This window comes from Pseudomonas nicosulfuronedens, from assembly GCF_005877905.1.
GTDB lineage: Bacteria > Pseudomonadota > Gammaproteobacteria > Pseudomonadales > Pseudomonadaceae > Pseudomonas > Pseudomonas nicosulfuronedens.
Map to the genome: position 1 here is coordinate 1 of NZ_SWDV01000035.1, position 17200 is coordinate 17200.

17 protein-coding genes and 1 pseudogene are annotated in these 17200 nt (G+C 65.2%); 9 read left to right on the top strand and 9 right to left on the bottom strand.

Annotated elements, in window-relative coordinates; translation table 11 throughout:
- Positions 1–139: pseudogene (locus tag FAS41_RS31210) on the bottom strand (hypothetical protein); the annotation flags it as partial.
- A 354-nt stretch (positions 140–493) separates the two neighbouring features.
- Here FAS41_RS31210 and gltA point away from each other — a divergent pair.
- Positions 494–1777, top strand: a complete 1284-nt coding sequence (gene gltA, locus FAS41_RS23065) for a citrate synthase (protein WP_045208034.1) — start codon at positions 494–496, stop codon at positions 1775–1777.
- A 222-nt stretch (positions 1778–1999) separates the two neighbouring features.
- On the opposite strand, the gene FAS41_RS23070 is transcribed toward gltA, so the two are convergent.
- The 3 genes from FAS41_RS23070 to FAS41_RS23080 form a co-directional block, all read right to left on the bottom strand.
- Positions 2000–2605 (bottom strand): START domain-containing protein, encoded by a 606-nt coding sequence (locus FAS41_RS23070; RefSeq protein WP_138525727.1) that lies wholly within the window; start codon positions 2603–2605, stop codon positions 2000–2002.
- Positions 2606–2729: 124 nt separating this feature from the next.
- A complete protein-coding gene (locus FAS41_RS23075; protein ID WP_138525728.1) occupies positions 2730–2984 on the bottom strand; it encodes a YkgJ family cysteine cluster protein in 255 nt (84 codons plus the stop codon).
- Positions 2985–3015: 31 nt separating this feature from the next.
- Positions 3016–5265, bottom strand: coding sequence for an alpha-glucosidase (locus tag FAS41_RS23080; RefSeq protein ID WP_138525729.1), 2250 nt, complete (start codon positions 5263–5265; stop codon positions 3016–3018).
- Between the two features lie 71 nt (positions 5266–5336).
- Here FAS41_RS23080 and FAS41_RS23085 point away from each other — a divergent pair, with 71 nt between their 5' ends.
- Positions 5337–5678, top strand: a complete 342-nt coding sequence (locus FAS41_RS23085) for a DMT family protein (protein ID WP_045208042.1) — start codon at positions 5337–5339, stop codon at positions 5676–5678.
- 66 nt (positions 5679–5744) lie between these two features.
- Here the strand turns inward: FAS41_RS23085 and FAS41_RS23090 are convergent, their stop codons facing one another.
- Positions 5745–6623, bottom strand: a complete 879-nt coding sequence (locus FAS41_RS23090) for an NAD(P)-dependent oxidoreductase (RefSeq protein ID WP_138525730.1) — start codon at positions 6621–6623, stop codon at positions 5745–5747.
- A gap of 115 nt (positions 6624–6738) precedes the next feature.
- On the opposite strand from FAS41_RS23090, the gene FAS41_RS23095 reads away from it, so the two are divergent.
- Both FAS41_RS23095 and ppnP read left to right on the top strand, forming a co-directional pair.
- Positions 6739–7290 (top strand): 3'-5' exonuclease, encoded by a 552-nt coding sequence (locus tag FAS41_RS23095; protein WP_138525731.1) that lies wholly within the window; start codon positions 6739–6741, stop codon positions 7288–7290.
- 111 nt (positions 7291–7401) lie between these two features.
- Positions 7402–7683, top strand: a complete 282-nt coding sequence (gene ppnP, locus FAS41_RS23100) for a pyrimidine/purine nucleoside phosphorylase (RefSeq protein WP_024765480.1) — start codon at positions 7402–7404, stop codon at positions 7681–7683.
- Positions 7684–7896: 213 nt separating this feature from the next.
- Here ppnP and FAS41_RS23105 read toward each other — a convergent pair whose 3' ends face one another.
- A complete protein-coding gene (locus tag FAS41_RS23105) occupies positions 7897–8814 on the bottom strand; it encodes a CobW family GTP-binding protein (protein ID WP_138525732.1) in 918 nt (305 codons plus the stop codon).
- Positions 8811–10559, bottom strand: a complete 1749-nt coding sequence (locus FAS41_RS23110; RefSeq protein ID WP_138525733.1) for an amidohydrolase — start codon at positions 10557–10559, stop codon at positions 8811–8813. The genes FAS41_RS23105 and FAS41_RS23110 overlap by 4 nt, the downstream gene beginning before the upstream one ends.
- Positions 10560–10671: 112 nt before the next feature.
- On the opposite strand from FAS41_RS23110, the gene FAS41_RS23115 reads away from it, so the two are divergent.
- Positions 10672–11718 carry a helix-turn-helix transcriptional regulator gene (locus FAS41_RS23115; RefSeq protein WP_138525734.1) on the top strand — a complete coding sequence of 349 codons (1047 nt, stop codon included), beginning with the start codon at positions 10672–10674 and terminating at the stop codon, positions 11716–11718.
- A gap of 91 nt (positions 11719–11809) precedes the next feature.
- Here the strand turns inward: FAS41_RS23115 and FAS41_RS23120 are convergent, their stop codons facing one another.
- Together FAS41_RS23120 and FAS41_RS23125 are read right to left on the bottom strand one after the other, a co-directional pair.
- Positions 11810–12226, bottom strand: coding sequence for a VOC family protein (locus tag FAS41_RS23120; RefSeq protein WP_138525735.1), 417 nt, complete (start codon positions 12224–12226; stop codon positions 11810–11812).
- A 17-nt stretch (positions 12227–12243) separates the two neighbouring features.
- Positions 12244–12669 (bottom strand): YciI family protein, encoded by a 426-nt coding sequence (locus FAS41_RS23125; RefSeq protein WP_138525736.1) that lies wholly within the window; start codon positions 12667–12669, stop codon positions 12244–12246.
- A gap of 333 nt (positions 12670–13002) precedes the next feature.
- On the opposite strand from FAS41_RS23125, the gene FAS41_RS23130 reads away from it, so the two are divergent.
- From FAS41_RS23130 to FAS41_RS23145, 4 genes are all read left to right on the top strand, one after another.
- Positions 13003–13470, top strand: a complete 468-nt coding sequence (locus FAS41_RS23130) for a YbaK/EbsC family protein (RefSeq protein ID WP_138525737.1) — start codon at positions 13003–13005, stop codon at positions 13468–13470.
- A gap of 331 nt (positions 13471–13801) precedes the next feature.
- On the top strand, positions 13802–15025 hold the full coding sequence (locus tag FAS41_RS23135) for an SfnB family sulfur acquisition oxidoreductase (protein WP_138525738.1): 1224 nt from the start codon (positions 13802–13804) through the stop codon (positions 15023–15025).
- Positions 15026–15035: 10 nt separating this feature from the next.
- Entirely contained in the window at positions 15036–16409 is a 1374-nt protein-coding gene (locus FAS41_RS23140) for an LLM class flavin-dependent oxidoreductase (protein ID WP_138525739.1), read from the top strand.
- Positions 16409–17074, top strand: a complete 666-nt coding sequence (locus tag FAS41_RS23145; RefSeq protein WP_024765489.1) for a methionine ABC transporter permease — start codon at positions 16409–16411, stop codon at positions 17072–17074. Before FAS41_RS23140 ends, FAS41_RS23145 begins: the two co-directional genes overlap by 1 nt.
- The last annotated feature ends 126 nt before the right edge of the window (positions 17075–17200 follow it).

Consider the following 17200-nt stretch of genomic DNA (forward strand, 5'->3'; position numbering starts at 1 on the left):
CTGGCTGTCGCGCCTGTTCGCCCGCCTCAATCTGACTGCCTGAGATACGGTGGAGAATCGACGTGTAAGCAGTGATAGGGAGTTGGATGGTCCTTAGGTCTAGGTTTACGGGTCGTTTGCTATTCACGGCTTTTTTCACACTGAGAGCCCTTCTATGGATCAGGGCTAGTTGTCGGGAGGTGCACTTGTCAGGTACCCATCACCTTCGGGAGTGACAACCACCAATCAAGCGAGGCCGGACGGCCCTTGGCGGCTGGTCGCCGAGTATAGACAGTTAGGCTCCTAATGACAACGGAAAGACCTTCACCTAAGGACTAATTGCCGCACCCCCCGAAAAGGCGTAAACAGGCAAATTTTTCCGGCAAAACAGAGGCTTGGAGGAGCCAAACTTCTCCGATTGTGCAAATTGACATTCGGATTTATCTCTCTATAGTGGTGCGGGCCCTGCGTGGGGGGTCGTACAGATGATTTCAAGCATAAATAGGAGGCCATCATGGCTGACAAAAAAGCGCAGTTGATCATCGAGGGCGCTGCCCCCGTCGAACTGCCTGTCCTCTCCGGCACGCTGGGTCCCGATGTCGTCGACGTGCGGGGCCTGACCTCCACGGGTCACTTCACTTTCGACCCCGGCTTCATGTCCACCGCCTCCTGCGAGTCGAAGATCACCTACATCGACGGTGATAAAGGTGTGCTGCTGCATCGCGGCTACCCGATCGAACAGCTCGCCGAGAAGTCCGACTACCTGGAAACCTGCTACCTGCTGCTCAACGGCGAACTGCCCACTGCCGAGCAGAAGGAAAAGTTCGTCGGCACCATCAAGAACCACACCATGGTTCATGAACAGCTGAAGACCTTCTTCAACGGTTTCCGCCGTGATGCGCACCCGATGGCCGTGATGTGCGGCGTGATCGGTGCTCTCTCCGCCTTCTACCACGACTCCCTGGACATCAATAATCCGAAGCACCGGGAAGTCTCGGCGCATCGCCTGATCGCCAAGATGCCGACCATCGCTGCCATGGTGTACAAGTACTCCAAGGGCGAGCCGATGATGTACCCGCGCAACGACCTGAACTATGCAGAAAACTTCCTGCATATGATGTTCAACACCCCTTGCGAGACCAAGCCGATCAGCCCTGTGCTGGCCAAGGCCATGGACCGCATCTTCATCCTGCACGCCGACCACGAGCAGAACGCATCCACCTCCACCGTACGCCTGGCGGGCTCCTCGGGTGCCAACCCGTTCGCCTGTATCGCCTCGGGCATCGCTGCCCTGTGGGGACCGGCTCACGGCGGTGCGAACGAAGCCGTTCTGCGCATGCTGGACGAGATCGGTGATGTATCGAACATCGAGAAGTTCGTGGCCAAGGCCAAGGACAAGAACGATCCGTTCAAGCTGATGGGCTTCGGCCACCGCGTGTACAAGAACTTCGACCCGCGCGCCAAGGTCATGAAACAGACCTGCGACGAGGTTCTCCAGGAGCTGGGCATCAACGACCCGCAACTGGAACTGGCCATGAAGCTGGAAGAAATCGCCCGCCACGACCCCTACTTCGTGGAGCGCAACCTCTATCCGAACGTGGACTTCTACTCCGGCATCATCCTGAAGGCCATCGGCATTCCGACCAGCATGTTCACCGTGATCTTCGCCCTGGCACGTACCGTGGGCTGGATCTCGCACTGGCAGGAAATGCTCTCCGGTCCGTACAAGATCGGCCGTCCGCGTCAGCTGTACACCGGCGCCACCCAGCGCGACTTCGTGGACCTCAAGGCCCGCTAAGCGCAACGGCGTACGAGAAAAGGCCGCCTTCGGGCGGCCTTTTTTATGGGGCTGCGCCGGGGCCCGGCTTTTATGTAGGAGCGAGCTAGCTCGCGAACCGCTTCGCGCCAGTACGGCTGGGTAATCCCTTCGCGAGCAAGAACGGGGCGTCCCCCTCGGTCCTACAAAAGCAAAAAAGCCGCCCGAGGGCGGCTTTTTCAGGGCGGGGAACGACAGCGCCGATTACTTCTCGGCAGCGCTGCGCAGGCCCTTCAGGGTGTTCATCGGCGCATCGACCACGAAGCTGTTGGCCAGCCAGGACGGGATGCTGCCACCCGGCTCGGTCTGTACCTGGTAGGTCACTTCGGTCACGCCGGCGCCCTTGGGCACCAGCTTCCACTCGCCGATCAGCTTCGGCACGCGGATTTCGCCCTTCTCTTCCGGAATGTAGGTCGGCTCGGCCTTCAGGTGACGAATCAGGCCGCCATCGGCGGTCTTCTCGGTGGTCACATGGATCACCACGTCACGGCCGGTCACCGGCCAGGGCATGTCGATCTTCGAGTAGGTCCAGGAATTGTCGCCCTCGGTTTTCAGCAGGCGCATCTCGGCACAGGCATGAATCCACTTGCAGGAGCCGGCCACGTCTTCCTGCAGGGCGTTGATCTTGGCCACATCGGCCTTGATGTCGACGACGCCACGGTAGGCCTTGTACTTGGAACCTGCCACCGGGCTGAGGAAGACCTTCACACCGTCGTCTTCCTTCTCCAGCTTCCAGTCTTCCGCCAGGGCAGCACCTGCAAAGCCCATCACGGCAGTGGCCAGCAGGGTCATACGCAATACACCACGCATCGTCTTACCTCTCTTTATTCTTGATCTTGTGGGGGCAGCAAATGCCGCTGCCCCGTCGCAATCCGCGGTCTTGAGCGGGTCGGGGCGTCAGTATGGACCGCGAAAACGTGACTTCCAAGTCACATCAGGCGGCGGTGATGCGTTCCCACTCGGTGAGGATCTGCAACGCCTGCTCATTACTGCTGCCGCAGGCTTCGGCGTCCGCATCGAAGGCCGCACAGACCTTTGGACGCCGCGAATCGCCGAATAGTTTGCACAGATTGCGTTCATCCAGCTGCACGCAGCGCACGCCCGCCGGCTTGCCGTCAGGCATGCCGGGGATGGGCGAGGAAATCGACGGCGCTATGCAACAGGCGCCACAGCCGATACGGCATTGCATGGGTGAACTCTCTATTCGACGTCAGGGCGTTTCAGGGCCGGGGGCGCAGCAGCCCCTGCTCGCGCAGCGCCGCCACCAGGTGCTCACCCTCGGCAGAGCCAGCGCGGTAGAACACCGCCGGCTCACCAATGGGCGCGGGGACGTCGACCGTCCCGCCGGAAGCTACCTCGAAGGCGCTGCCGCTCCACAGGTGCACCCAGCGGCCCTCGGGTAACGCCACGTTAAGACGCTGCACCCCAGGCTCCAGCACCGGGGCCACCAGAAATTGGTCGCCGAGCATATAGCTCGTCGGCGTTTCCGCCAAGCTGGCCGGATCAGCGGGGAACTCCAGCCACAGCGGGCGCACCAGCGGCCAGCCGTGCTGCGCCGCCTCCTCCATCAGGCGCTGACGGTAGGGCGCCAGCTCGCGGAACACCGTGGCGAAGCGCTGCAACTGGGCCACGGTGGCCGGCGTGCTGTAGGCCTGCACGTTGTCGTCCGGGCGATTGCCCTCGTGGGTACGCAGCAGGCTGGTGAAAGCCGAGAACTCCATCCAGCGCAGCAGCAACTCCTCGCTACGGTGGTAGTTCCTGATCGGGCTGCTGATGGTGGTGTAGCCACCGGTGTCGCTGTGATTCAGGCTGAAACCGGAGACGCCGCCGGACAGCAGCCCCAGCAGCGCGCTGTGCAGACCGTCGTCGGCATCCCAGGTCACCAGTTGGTCGCCCAGCCACAGGCTGGTGGTCAGGCCCGGGCTGCGACTGTACGCCGAACGCATGAAGAACAGCAGGTCGCCGGGCCCCTCCTCGTCCACCAGTCGCCGGTTCAGCTTCGCCCACAACTCCGGATAGCGATTGTGCAGGACGGCAGCCGACTCGCCGGATGCCAGCTTCGCCTCGTAGGGCAAGGCCTCGCCGAAGTCCGCCATCCAGCCGGAAAAGCCGGCACCGAGCATTTCCTCGCGCATCACCCTGCGCAGCCAATCGACTGCCTGGGGATTGGTCAGGTCGACCAGGCCGGCGCTGAAGCTGGTGTTCTGCAACAGCAACGGCTGCCCTTGCGGACCCACAGTCAGGTAGCCGTGCTCCAGCGCTTCCCGGTAGAGATTGCGGGTCGCCCCGCCCTTCTCCGCCGTGTCCACAAGGAAGGGATTTACGTAGGCCAGGCTGCGAATACCCCTGGCGCGCAGCTCGGCGTTGAAAGCCGACCAGCCCGGATAACGATCGCCATCCAGCACCCAGTTCCACCACAGCTGCTTGCCGAAACTGGTCGTCCGTTGGCCGACCCAATCCTGCACCCAGACGCCCGCCAGCGGCACCTTCGCCTCTTCGAATTGCCGAACGATGGCGCGCACACGTTCGGTGCCGCCCTGCAGCCCGAGGATCACGCCCTGCTGGGTCCAGGCCGGCAACGGCGGCATGCGCCCGACCACCGAGGTATGCGCCTCGATCAGGGCCTTGGGGCTGTTGCCTTTATAGAAGTGGGCCTGAAGCTTGCTGGCATGCACCTCCAGCGCCACCCGCTGCTCGTCGCGCAGGTCGAAGACCTGGTACTCCGCTGCCTCGCTGAAGAAGCCGTGCAAGCGTGAAGTGAGATAGAAAGGTACTGGCGCATAGGTGGTCCACCAATCGCCACCGGCGCGGTTGGTCAGGTCGGCGGCCAGGGTGATCGGTTGCAGGCCGCGTCCAACGCCCTGCTCCTGCACCAGAATCGGCAGGCGGCGCCCGCTCAGGTCGAAACGGGTGAACTGCTCGCCGAACCCATGAAATTGCTCGTCTGCCTCCCGCGCCCACGCCAGGTAGAGACGGTTCAGCGCCGGATCGTCCAGACTCACATCCATCACCACGCCACGTTCGCCATCGGCACGCAGCGCAAGAATATAGGGAGCCCGCCGGCCATCGGCACAGCTGAGCGTACCGGAGATCAGTAATCTGTCCGCTTCAGCGCGCACGGCGGCCAACTGTTGCTGGCGACACAGCAGCTCACGGTGTTCGTGGACGAACATCGCGCCGCGATGCTCTTCGGCCTCGACGCGACCGATGCCCGCGGCGAGGAATCCGCCACGGGTCTGCCACAGCGTCTGCGCAGGGTGCTCGCCGGCACGCAGGGCAAAGGAAGCACCATCCCACTCCAGGCGATAGTCAGCCAGTTGCCAGCTCTGCCCGGCCGCCATGGCCGGCGCCACCGCCAACTGCGCCCAGACCGGCCTCTGCTGCCACCACTGCCACCCCTTCCAGCCGCCCAACGCCAGCAACCCCAGCACCAGTAGCGCCGCCATTCCCCGCCATACGAACCTGATCAATCTTCCGCCCCTTGGCTGTCGCGTCGCGCATCCACTAGGCTCAGGCGCAGTCCCTTACTGGAGCCGCTGCCATGCCGGTCTGGCTGCAAACCGCGTTTCTTCTGTCGCTTTCCAACCTGTTCATGACCTTCGCCTGGTACGGCCACCTGAAAACCCTGAGCAGCAAGCCGTGGATCATCGCGGCGCTAGTCAGCTGGGGCATCGCACTGTTCGAGTATTTGCTGCAGGTGCCGGCCAACCGCATCGGTTACACGGTGATGTCGGTGGGGCAGCTGAAGATCATGCAGGAGGTCATCACGCTGGCGGTCTTCGTGCCGTTCAGCGTGTACTTCATGCAGCAGCCACTGAAGCTCGACTATCTATGGGCCGGCTTGTGCCTGCTGGGCGCGGTGTACTTTATCTTCCGCGCCTGAAGCGATCAGGAGCGGCGCACGACGATCTCTGCGACCGATGGCGCCACCTGCGGCATTGAACGGAGATCAGGACTCGGACGAGTCCTGAAGGCGGGTGATCAGGCTGGAAGTGTCCCAGCGTCCGCCGCCAGCGGCCTGCACCTCGGCATAGAACTGGTCCACCAGCGCCGTGACCGGCAGTTGCGCACCGTTGCGACGGGCCTCGTCAAGGACGATCCCCAGGTCCTTGCGCATCCAGTCCACGGCAAAGCCGAAGTCGAAGCGACCTTCCAGCATGCTCTGGTGACGATTCTCCAGCTGCCAGGACTGCGCGGCGCCCTTGCTGATCACTTCCATCGCCGCCATGCCGTCGAGGCCGGCGCTCTGGGCGAAGTGCAGCGCCTCGGACAACCCCTGCAATAGGCCACCAACGCAGATCTGGTTGACCATCTTGGTCAGTTGGCCGCTGCCCACCGGCCCCATGCGCCGAACCATGCGCGAATAGGTGGCGAGCACCGGCTCGGCGCGGGCGTAGAGGTTCGCGTCGCCGCCGACCATCACCGTCAGCGCGCCATTCTCGGCGCCGGCCTGTCCGCCGGACACCGGCGCATCGAGGAAGCCCAGCTCACGCTCGGCCGCCGCCACTGCCAGTTCGCGGGCCACTTCGGCCGAAGCGGTGGTGTGATCCACCAGCACGGCGCCGGGCTGCATGCCGGCCAACGCGCCCTCCTCGCCCAGCACCACACTGCGCAGGTCATCATCGTTGCCCACGCAGCACATGACGAAATCGGCCCACTGTGCGGCGTCACGCGGGGTTTCGGCCGAGCGCCCGCCAAACTGCTTGACCCACTGGGCGGCGCGACTCGCGGTGCGGTTGTAGACGCACACCTCATGCCCTTCGCGCGCCAGATGCCCGGCCATGGGGTAACCCATCACGCCCAGACCGATGAATGCCACTTTCGCCATTGCAGTCCCCTTGTCCTTGTAGCCGGTCAGCCTAGCACAGCGGTTTGCCGGTCCCGCAAACGCCTTCCATACTCGATTCGAACCCAATTTTCTAACCCAACCACGAGCACCGACTATGCCCCACTGGCTGGTGATCGACCTGGAAGCCACCACCGAGGAAGGCGGCTGGCCGGTCGAGGAAATGGAGATCATCGAAATCGGCGCGAGCCTGGTCGCCGAGGCAGACGGCCGCGAGCTGGACCATTTCCAGCGTTTCGTCCGGCCGCAGCGACGCCCACTGCTGACGAGCTTCTGCCGCGAACTCACCCATATCACCCAGGCCAACGTCGATGCTGCCGCGCCGCTGCACGAGGTCTGGCCGCAATTCGAGCGCTGGCTCGCCCAGCACAGCCCGCGCCTGGCCGGCTGGACCAGTTGGGGCGATTACGACCGTCACCAGCTGGAACTGGAATGGCGCCGCCAGCACCTGGACAGCCACCTTTCCCGCGTCCCCCACGTCAACCTCAAGCAGCGCTTCGCCCAGGCCCGCCAGCTCAAACGCCAGGTGGGCCTGAACGCCGCGCTGCACCTGGCCGGCCTGCACTTCCAGGGGCAGCCGCACCGGGCCCTGGAGGACGCCCGCAACACTGCCCGCCTGTTACCGCTGACACTGCCGGTCGCCGGCTGAAAGCACCCTTCACCTTCTGACCGCACGGTCGCCTGCGCCGCTCTAGTGACGGGGCCTGCGGCCTTGGGCATACTGGCGGGCCCTTTTTCACCCCTCTAGCAGGAGAAGCCCATGTTCAAGGTCAACGAGTACTTCGACGGCACCGTCAAATCCATCGCCTTCGACATGACCGCAGGCCCCGCCACCATCGGCGTGATGGCTCCCGGCGAATACGAATTCGGCACCAGCCAGTTGGAGGTGATGCATGTCGTCGCCGGCGCGCTGACCGTCAAGCTGCCGGGTAGCGACAGCTGGGAAACCTTCGAAGGCGGCAGCAACTTCACCGTGCCGGCGAACAGCAAGTTCCAGCTGAAAGTCGCCCAGGACACCGCCTACCTCTGCGAATACCGCTGAATTCGGCGCGTCATGAAAACCGGCCCTGGTGGCCGGTTTTTTATTGCCCGCGCAAAGCTCTGACGAAACATCGGTTGGGGAGCTTGCCCTCTCCCTGAAGGGAGAGGGAGCTTTCCGTGCCGGCTGCGGCCATTGTTTCAACCTGCGCCGAACGGTCCCCTCTCCCTTCAGGGAGAGGGGAAAACTCAGGCACAGGGTCCCAGGAGCCTCCGTTTACGAAATACACCTGTGCAGCCCGGCCTCAAGATCAGCCCGCAACCCCGCATCCTTCTCCGCGATGAACACCAGTCGCGAGTCTTGCGCAGCCTCGGCCGCTGTCGCCGGGCGCAGCTGATAACGCCCGCCCACATACTGCAGCCAGACCGCCTCGCCCTGCCCCGCCAGGCGAATCAGCCCCTTGAGGCGCAACAGGCCGCGCGGCAACGCCTCCAGCCAGTGTTTCAGTCGCGCACCATCGAAGGTGGAGTCGCCCTGCCAGCTCCAGCTGTCGAACAGATCGCCATGGTCGATGCCTTCCTGCCCATGGGGGCGCAGCTTGCGGGACGGCTCACCAAGCAGCAGCTCATCGGGAATCTGCGCCTGAATGGTTTCCAGCACCCGCGCGCCACGAGCGAAGCGCTCGCGCTGGCTGGCGCGCTCATCGGCATCCAGCAGATCGCACTTGTTCAGCAGCAGCAGGTCGGCAGCTGCCGCCTGCATGCGCTCCAGTCGCGCGTATTCGCCTTCCAGCGGCTCGCGGCGGGCGGCATCGACCACCGTAAGGACGGCGTCCAGGTGCAGGCGCCTGCGCAGCTTCGGGTAGCCCAGCGTCTGCACGATGCGCTGCGGGTCGGACACCCCACTGCACTCGATCACCACCTGCTCCAGCGGCGGATGCATATTCGCCAGGCGTTCCAGCTGCGCCAGCAGGTCATCCTGAACGCTGCAGCAAATGCAGCCGTTCTCCAGGCTGTACACGGCCTCGGTCTGCTCGGCGATCATGCCGGCGTCGATGTTCAGCTCACCGAAATCATTGACGATCACCGCCAGGCGCCGGCCTTCGCAGCGCTCCAGCAGGTTGCGCAGCAGCGTGGTCTTGCCCGCGCCGAGGAAGCCGGCGACCACCGTCACCGGGATGCTCGCGGCGTTCATGCGTTGACCCCTTCGATGCGCGGCGGCTCGCCCTGCCACACCGCCGCCAGCGCGGTATCGCTGAACTGGCCGAGGCGGTCATACACGGGGCGGCCCTCGACGAACGTCAGCTGCACCTCGGTGCGATGGATGTAATTGCGCGCCGGCTGCTCGAACAGGTTGCGATCGAGCACGATGAAGTCCGCCGACTTGCCCGCCTCCAGGCTACCGGTGAGCCTCTCCAGCCCCATGGCGTAGGCACCATTGAGCGTCGCCACGCGGATCGCCTGTTCCAGGCTGATCGGCTCGCCGAAGCAGGCCGGGTCGTCGTTCCAGGGGTTCTGCCGGGTCACCAGGGTTTCCAGCGCCAGCCACGGGTCGATGGACGCCACCGGCCAGTCGGTGCCGAATACCGCAATGCCGCCGGCGGCCAGCACACCCTTGAAGTCATAGATGCGCGTCAGGCGATCCGTGCCGTAGCCCGAGCGCGCGCCGCTGGCGAAGGGTGTCGGGTACCAGGCCGCCGGGGAAAACTCGGCGATCACTTCCAGCTCGCGGAAGCGCTTGAGGTTGCCCGGATGCAGGATGGTGCTGTGCGCGCACTGGTGGCGCACGCCGCTGAAACCATTGCGCCGGCGCGCCTCGGCCACCGCATCGAGGAATACGTCGGACGCCGCGTCGCCGGTACAGTGGGCGATGACGCGGATGCCGCGGCGATCCATGTCCACCACCATGTCGGTGATGTGCTCCGGCGTCAGGTTCAGCTTGCCGCGCCAGGCGTCCTCACCCGGCCAGGGCGTAATAAGGAAGGAAGAGCGCGGTTCGACGGTGCCGTCAAAGTGGAATTTCACCGCGTTCGCCGACAGCCGCGCGCTGCGGTAATAGTGACGCTCACCGGCGAGCAGCTCCCAGCGGCGCCGCACCGGGAAGATGTCGTCCTGCCAGCTGATCGCCGCTTCCACGCGCAGGGTCAGTTGACCGGCGTCGTCAAGGTACTTGAGGGCGTCCAGGCGGTTCTCGCAGACGTGCAGGTACTTGGCCGCGGTGACGCCGCGCGAGCTCTGGAAGTGCACGCCTTCGAGGTAAGACTGGCGCAGCACCTTGGCCGGGGTCGGCGGCATGGCGGCGTGGATCAGCGCGTAGGCGCCGTCGATCAGCAGGCCGTTGGGCTCGCCGGTCAGTTCGTCGCGCTCCAGGTAGCCGTTGCGCGGGTCGGCAGTACTGGCGTCGATGCCGGCCAGTTCCAGCGCGCGGGAGTTGACCATCATGGTGCCCCACATGCGGTCCAGCAGCGCCACGGGGCGATCCGGCAGGATGCTGTCGAGCCACTCGCGGCCCGGCTTCAGCCCGGCTTCGCGGAAGGTGTAGCGCACCCAGTATTGGCCGTAGACCCAGCCGTCGCCGGGGTGGCTGTCGGCGTAGTCGCGGATCGCCTTGGCCAGTTGCTCCGGGGTCGGATCCTCGATACCGACATCGAGGTCATCGGCGTAGCGCGGGTTCAGCGCCAGGTCCGGGTGGGTATGCATGTCGTGCAGGCCGGGCATGCAGAACGCACCTTCGAGGTCACGCACCAGGGTATCCGGGCCGATCAGGTGCTCCATGTCCTCGCGACGACCCACCGCCAGCAGCCGGCCATCGCGGATGGCCACGGCCTCGGCCCAGGGCTGGGCGGGGTCCAGGGTATAGAAGCGGCCGTTGTGCAACAGCAGTTCGGCGAAGCGGTCGGTGGGGGAATTGGAGGAGCGGAAGCGATCCGGAGCGGTCATGGGAAGCCCTTGTTGTTCTTGTCCGTGGAGGCAGTATAGGGCTCGGCTTTCGGCCACCGACTAGCATAAGATGACAACTCACTAGCACAAGAAGACAGCCTGAGCCTGCGCCATGCCCGCCGCTTCCTTCGACATCGATTACGCCGCCCGCCAGCTGTTCCGCCACTTCCTCGACGAGTGGCGCGCCCGCCCCGCCTTGCCGGCACTGGCGCCTTTGCTGGGTGGTCTTGGCCTGCCTACCGGCAGCGAGGCGGCAGCCGCCGAGATGAACTTCGCCCGCTATTACCGGCTGCTGCAGCAAGCCGCCGGGCTGCTCGGCCCAAGCGATTTCTTCCTGCGCCTGGGCCAGCGCTACAACCTCTATGACCTGGGGGTGATCGGCTACGCGCTGATCAGCGCGGCCAACCTGCGGCGTTCCTGGGACATTTCCCTCGGCCAGCCGTCGAGCCTGATGCCGCACCCGATCCACACCCACCGCGAGGAAGTTGGCGAGCACATCCGCCTGACGCTGCAGCTGCCACCCTTCAGCGAGGTCGAACGTATCGCACTCTGCGAGGAATGGCTGAGCAGCACCTGGCGCTGGCTGTGCCAGCGCCTGCCGGACCTGGAGCACTGCGCCAGCATGCAACTGCACCTGCCCTACCCGCCGCCAGCCCATGCGGCCCTGTATGGCGAACTCTTCCCCGGCCCCTGCCAGTTCAATGCCGGGCAGGCCGAACTGTGGATGCCGAAGGCATTCCATGACCTGCCCTTCTCCACCGCCAACCCCTCAGTCAGCCGGCTGTGCCAGGCACAGGGCGCGGCGACCCTGGCCAGCTTCGAACGCGGCCCGGCGCTGCCCGATGACGTGCGCTACTACCTGCTGCAGAACGCGCGCATCCCGCTGCCGGACCTGGAACAGACGGCCGCTTGGCTGCGCCTGCCGCCGCACACGCTGCAACGTCGACTGCGCGAACACGGGCTGACCTTCAAGGGAGTCGTGCTGGAAGTGCGAATGGCGCTGGCCCAGCGTTACCTGCTGGCCAGCCGGATGGCATTGCAGGAAATTGCCTTCCTGCTCGGCTATGAGCACGTCACCAGTTTCCACCGGGCATTCCAGCGGTTTACCGGGACGACGCCGGAGCGATTCCGTGCCAATGGGGGGAAGGAGCAACAGTAGGCTGGGTGGAGCTTGCGATACCCATCATTGCGCCTGATCGAGAATCGATGGGTATCGCTTCCCTCCACACCATCCTACAAGGGCAGCCGCATCAGGCTTCCTTCTCGCAGTTGATCATCCAGGGCACCCCGAAGCGATCCTCCACGGCGCCGAACAGCTCGGCCCAGAAGGTCTGGTCCAGCGGCATGGTCACCTTGCCGCCCTTGCCGAGCGCTTCGAAGAGACGTCTGGCCTCGGCCTTGCTGTTCACGTTGAGGGTGATCGATACGCCCTTCACCCCTTCGTACTGGCCGCACTGGGGCGAAGCATCCGAGCCCATCAGCACGTGGCCGTCCACTTCCAGGCGGACGTGAATGATGCGGTTCTTCAGGGCCTCGGGCATGTCCTCGCAGCCCGGCGCGTCAGAGAAGCGCATCAGCGCCGGCAGCTCGGCACGCAGGACTTCGGCGTAGTAACGGAAGGCTTCTTCGCAGTTGCCGTCGAAGACCAGGTAGGCATTCATCAACATGGCGGTATCCTCCAGGCTCAGGATTTGCTGGCGATTTCGGCGCGCAGGCGCTCTTCCTGCTCGCGCAGTTCAGGGGTGAATTCGCAGCCGAAGTCCTCGGCCTCGAATATTTGCCGGATTTCGATCTCCGACTGGCCGTCGAACGGGTTCGGCGAGCGTTTGACCCAGTCGATGCACTCCTGCAACGACGCGGTCTGCATGATCCAGAAGCCGGCGATCAGCTCCTTGGTCTCGGCGAACGGGCCGTCGATCACCTGCCGCGACGCGCCATCGAAGCGCACCCGCGCGCCCTTCACGCTGGGGTGCAGTCCTTCGCCGGCCAGCATCACACCGGCCTTCACCAGTTCCTCGTTGTAGGCCCCCATGGCGGCGAGCAGCTCTTCCTTGGGCATCACACCGGCTTCGGAGTCGGCGGTGGCTTTGACGATCACCATGAAACGCATGGTCTTTCTCCTCTTGTCATTCTCTTGTCGTTGTCAGCGTGGCGGCCGGTGGTTACCGGTTCCTGACAAGTAGTCGAAGGGCGCGCCGGCATTTCGACAGACCACTTCATTATTTTTCCGGGCAGGGCTACGGGGGCACTGAGCATAGGCCGGCGATCGCGTTGGCGCTGTGGACGGACCACGGATTCACGGCCGTCCATCAAGGCCGGGAGCGAGTTCAATCTTCTCGCCAGCCAGCCTCCCTACCGACACCGACAGACGAATGGCTGACTGGACAGCCCCGGTCGTGCTCCCTAGATTCAGTCCTTTTCGCATGACACGGAGCATTGCCCCATGAGCCTGGAATCGGTTCGCGCCTTCTTCGCCGAAAAGGCCCCCGACATCGCCATCATCGAGCTGCAAACCAGCACCGCCACCGTCGCCCTGGCCGCCGAGGCCCATGGCGTGGAGCCTGGCCGCATCGCCAAGACCCTGTCCTTGCGCGTAGGCGAACGCACCGTGCTGGTGGTCGCCCGCGGCGATGCGCGGCTGGACAACCGCAAGCTCAAGGAAGCCTTTGGCGGCAAGGCCAAGATGCTCGGCGCCGAGGAAGTGGTGGAACTGACCGGCCATCCGGTGGGCGGCGTCTGCCCGTTTGGCCTGGCTACGCCGCTGCCGGTGTATTGCGATGTGTCGCTGCAGGCGTTCGACGAGGTTCTGCCAGCCGCCGGAGCGGTGCACAGTGCCGTGCGAATCGAGCCGCAACGCATGGCACAGCTGGTGGCGGCGGATTGGATCGACGTTTGCCAGGAGCTGGCCTGATCTTCATCGCCATTGGGGCGGTTCGCGAGCAAGCTCGCTCCTACGAAAGACGCATCGGCGCTGACCTGTAGGAGCGAGCTTGCTCGCGAACCCGCCACGGCAGCGAATCGCGCCCCTTCCGCCTGCAGGGGCCCCACACGCCTGTTCCGGCACTGTTGCTGCAGCAACACTCACTCAACACTTTGCTGTTTACCCAGCCGCGAAACTGTTGGTGTAAAAACGCAAATCATTGATTTATATGTAATTTAATTTCCGGCACAGCTTGTGCAATGACCTGATCAGACAGACCCGAACGCCGGGTCGATTCATCTGCCGAGGTCGCTGTACTGCCATGCCCCCACTCCCCGAATCCGCCCACTACGACATCCGCGAACCCAACGCCCAGCGGATCGTTTCCGATGCGCAAGCCATCGAAGTCGCCCACAAGATCGCTGCCTTCCTGCTCGAAGGCTCCGCCGAGCGCGACCGCAACCGCGAAGTCCCGCCAGAGGTCGTCGAGGTCTACTCCAACAGCGGCCTGTGGGGCATCACTGTGCCACGCGAGTTCGGCGGCGCCGAGGTGTCCTACGCCACGCTGGCGGAAGTCATTGCCATCGTTTCCGCCGCCGACCCGTCGCTGGGGCAGATTCCGCAGAACCACTTCTGCCTGCTGGAAGACATCCGCCTGCAGGGTAGCGACGAACAGAAGCGCTTCTTCTTCGACCTCGCGCTCAAGGGCAACCGCTTCGCCAACGCCCTGTCGGAAACCGGCGGCAAGAACGTCCAGGACATCCAGACCCGCCTGCGCCACGACGGCGACAGCGTGCTGATCGATGGCCGCAAGGGCTACTGCACCGGCTCGCTCTACGCCCACTGGATCGGCGTGCTCGGCCTGGACGAGCAGAACAACGCGCAACTGGCCTTTGTCCCGCGCGGCACGCCGGGTCTGGTGATCGTCGACGACTGGGCCAGCATCGGCCAGCGCACAACCTCCAGCGGTACCGTGCTGGTGGAAGGCCTGCGCGTACCGGCGTTCAACGTCTTCCCCACGCACCGCTCCTACGACGTACCGACCCTGGCCGGCCCATTCGCGCAGATCACCACCTCCGCCATCGACGCCGGCATCGCCCGCGCCGCCCTGCGCGACACCATCGCCTTCGTCCGCGAGCAGGCGCGCCCGTGGATCGACGCCGGCGTGGAGAAGGCCAGTGAAGACCCCCTGACCATCATCCAGGTCGGCGAACTGGGCATCCGCATCGAAGCCGCCGACGCCTTGTTGGAGCGCGCCGGCAAGGTAATGGACGCCGCCCGCCCGGCGCCGGACGAAGACAGCGTGGCCCGCGCCTCGGTCGCCGTGGCCAAGGCCAAGGTGCTGACCACCGAAGTCGCCATCGACGCCACCAACAAGCTGTTCGAACTGGGTGGCACCCGCTCCACCCTCGCCCGCCACGGCTTCGACCGCCACTGGCGCAACGCCCGCGTGCACACCCTGCACGACCCGGTGCGCTGGAAGTACCACCTGGTCGGCAACTGGCTGCTCAACGACAAGCGCCCGCCGCGCCACGACTGGAACTGAGGCCCTCGCCATGAGCAAGCAGATTCGCCTCAACGCCTTCGCCATGAACTGCGTCGGCCACCTTTCGCCCGGCCTCTGGCGCCACCCGCGCGACCAGCAGGCTGCGCGCTACACCGACATCCACTACTGGATCGAGCTGGCGAAAACCCTCGAGCGCGGCAAGATCGACGGCCTGTTCCTCGCCGACGTGCTGGGCGTCTACGACGTCTACCACGGCAACGCCGACGCGGCGCTCAGCGCCGGCGCGCAGGTGCCGGCCAACGACCCGCTGCAACTGGTCCCGGCGATGGCCGCGGCCACCGAGCACCTGGGCTTCGGCATCACCGCCTCGGTATCCTTCGAGCATCCGTTTCCCTTCGCCCGGCGCATCTCCACGCTGGACCACCTGACCGGTGGCCGCGCCGGCTGGAACATCGTCACCTCCTACTTGAGCAGCGGCGCGCGCAACCTGGGGCTGAAGCAGCAGCTCAACCACCAGCAGCGCTATGCCCTGGCCGAGGAATACCTGGAGGTCTGCTACAAGCTCTGGGAAGCCAGCTGGGACGATGACGCGGTGGTCGCCGACCGCGCCAGCGGCGTCTACGCCGACCCGCGCAAGGTGCATCCCATCGAGCACAAGGGCGAGCATTTCGAAGTGCCCGGCTTCCACCTCAGCCAGCCATCGCCGCAGCGCACCCCGGTGCTGTACCAGGCCGGCGCGTCGAGCCGCGGCAAGGTCTTCGCCGCCGGCAATGCCGAGTGTGTATTCGTCGCCGCGCCCACCAGGAACATTCTCCGCGACCAGGTGGCCGACTTGCGCCGCCTCGCCGTGGAAGCCGGCCGCCAGGCCAGCGACGTGCTGGTGCTGAACCAGCTCACGGTAATCGTCGCGCCCACTGACGCGGAGGCCCTGGCCAAGCTGGAAGACTACCGCCAGTACAGCGACCGCGAAGGCACCCTGGCGCTGGTCTCCGGCTGGACCGGCATCGACTTCGGCGAGTACGCACCGGATCAGGTGTTGCGCCACGTACAGAGCGACGCTATCCAGTCCGCGGTGGATGCCTTCAGCGCTGCCGACCCACAGCGCCAGTGGACCGCCGCCGAGATCGCCGACTACTGCGCCCTGGGCGGTGACGGCCCGCTGCTGGTGGGCTCGCCGCAAACCGTGGCGGACCAGTTGCAGGCCTGGGTCGAGGAAACCGATGTCGATGGATTCAACCTCTCCAGCCTGGTGGCGCCGGAAACCTTCGTCGACATCGTCGACCTGCTGGTGCCGGAGTTGCAGGCACGCGGCCTGTTCAAGCGCGAGTACGAGCAGGGCACCCTGCGCCACAAGCTGTTCGGCCAGGGCGACCGTCTCGGCGCCTCGCACCGCGCCGCGAAGCTTCGAAGAGGCGCCGAATGATGGACGGCTGGTTCCGCAACCTCGACTGGCATGATCTCGCCCAGGCCTGCCTGGACACCCTGGCCATGCTCGGCGGCGCGCTGGCCTTCACCGTGCTGTTGGGCCTGCCGCTGGGCGTGCTGCTGTACCTCACCGGCAAGCGCCAGCTACACGAAAAACCCGGTCTGTACCGCGCGCTTTCCGTGGTGGTGAACATGCTGCGTTCGCTGCCGTTCATCATCCTGCTGATCGTGCTGATCCCGGTCACCACGCTGGTCACCGGCACCTCGCTGGGCGTACCCGGCGCCATCCCGCCGCTGGTGGTGGGCTGCACGCCGTTCTTCGCCCGCCTGGTGGAAACCGCCCTGCGCGAAGTCGACCGCGGCCTGGTGGAAGCCACCCAGGCGATGGGCGCCAGCACCTGGCAGATCATCTGGCACACCCTGCTGCCGGAAGCGCGCACCGGGCTGATCGCCGCCGTGACCGTCACCGCCATCGTGCTGGTGGACTACACCGCGATGTCCGGCGTAATCGGCGGCGGCGGCCTCGGCGACCTGGCCATCCGCTTCGGTTACCAGCGCTTCCAGACCGACGTGATGATCATCACCGTCGCCCTGCTGATCCTGCTGGTGCAGGCCCTGCAGATGAGCGGCGACCGACTTGTAGCACGCTACACCCGACGCTGAATTCCCCGCCCACTCCCTCTCCGGGAGCGGCATCCAGAACACCCGCCGGCAGCCGGGCCCCGCTGCCATCAAGGCCCCACGTCCACACCACGACGGCCCACCCACTACTGCCAAGGAGCAACACCC

What these genes read in the sequence shown, in the direction of transcription:
- FAS41_RS23145 (WP_024765489.1), top strand. Translation starts at nt 16,409, where the DNA reads ATGGACGGCTGGTTCCGCAACCTCGACTGGCATGATCTCGCCCAGGCC.
- FAS41_RS23125 (WP_138525736.1), bottom strand. Translation starts at nt 12,669, where the DNA reads ATGCGTTTCATGGTGATCGTCAAAGCCACCGCCGACTCCGAAGCCGGT.
- FAS41_RS23115 (WP_138525734.1), top strand. Translation starts at nt 10,672, where the DNA reads ATGCCCGCCGCTTCCTTCGACATCGATTACGCCGCCCGCCAGCTGTTC.
- FAS41_RS23075 (WP_138525728.1), bottom strand. Translation starts at nt 2,984, where the DNA reads ATGCAATGCCGTATCGGCTGTGGCGCCTGTTGCATAGCGCCGTCGATT.
- FAS41_RS23110 (WP_138525733.1), bottom strand. Translation starts at nt 10,559, where the DNA reads ATGACCGCTCCGGATCGCTTCCGCTCCTCCAATTCCCCCACCGACCGC.
- FAS41_RS23095 (WP_138525731.1), top strand. Translation starts at nt 6,739, where the DNA reads ATGCCCCACTGGCTGGTGATCGACCTGGAAGCCACCACCGAGGAAGGC.
- FAS41_RS23090 (WP_138525730.1), bottom strand. Translation starts at nt 6,623, where the DNA reads ATGGCGAAAGTGGCATTCATCGGTCTGGGCGTGATGGGTTACCCCATG.
- FAS41_RS23070 (WP_138525727.1), bottom strand. Translation starts at nt 2,605, where the DNA reads ATGCGTGGTGTATTGCGTATGACCCTGCTGGCCACTGCCGTGATGGGC.
- gltA (WP_045208034.1), top strand. Translation starts at nt 494, where the DNA reads ATGGCTGACAAAAAAGCGCAGTTGATCATCGAGGGCGCTGCCCCCGTC.
- FAS41_RS23140 (WP_138525739.1), top strand. Translation starts at nt 15,036, where the DNA reads ATGAGCAAGCAGATTCGCCTCAACGCCTTCGCCATGAACTGCGTCGGC.
- FAS41_RS23120 (WP_138525735.1), bottom strand. Translation starts at nt 12,226, where the DNA reads ATGTTGATGAATGCCTACCTGGTCTTCGACGGCAACTGCGAAGAAGCC.
- FAS41_RS23085 (WP_045208042.1), top strand. Translation starts at nt 5,337, where the DNA reads ATGCCGGTCTGGCTGCAAACCGCGTTTCTTCTGTCGCTTTCCAACCTG.
- FAS41_RS23105 (WP_138525732.1), bottom strand. Translation starts at nt 8,814, where the DNA reads ATGAACGCCGCGAGCATCCCGGTGACGGTGGTCGCCGGCTTCCTCGGC.
- FAS41_RS23135 (WP_138525738.1), top strand. Translation starts at nt 13,802, where the DNA reads ATGCCCCCACTCCCCGAATCCGCCCACTACGACATCCGCGAACCCAAC.
- ppnP (WP_024765480.1), top strand. Translation starts at nt 7,402, where the DNA reads ATGTTCAAGGTCAACGAGTACTTCGACGGCACCGTCAAATCCATCGCC.
- FAS41_RS23130 (WP_138525737.1), top strand. Translation starts at nt 13,003, where the DNA reads ATGAGCCTGGAATCGGTTCGCGCCTTCTTCGCCGAAAAGGCCCCCGAC.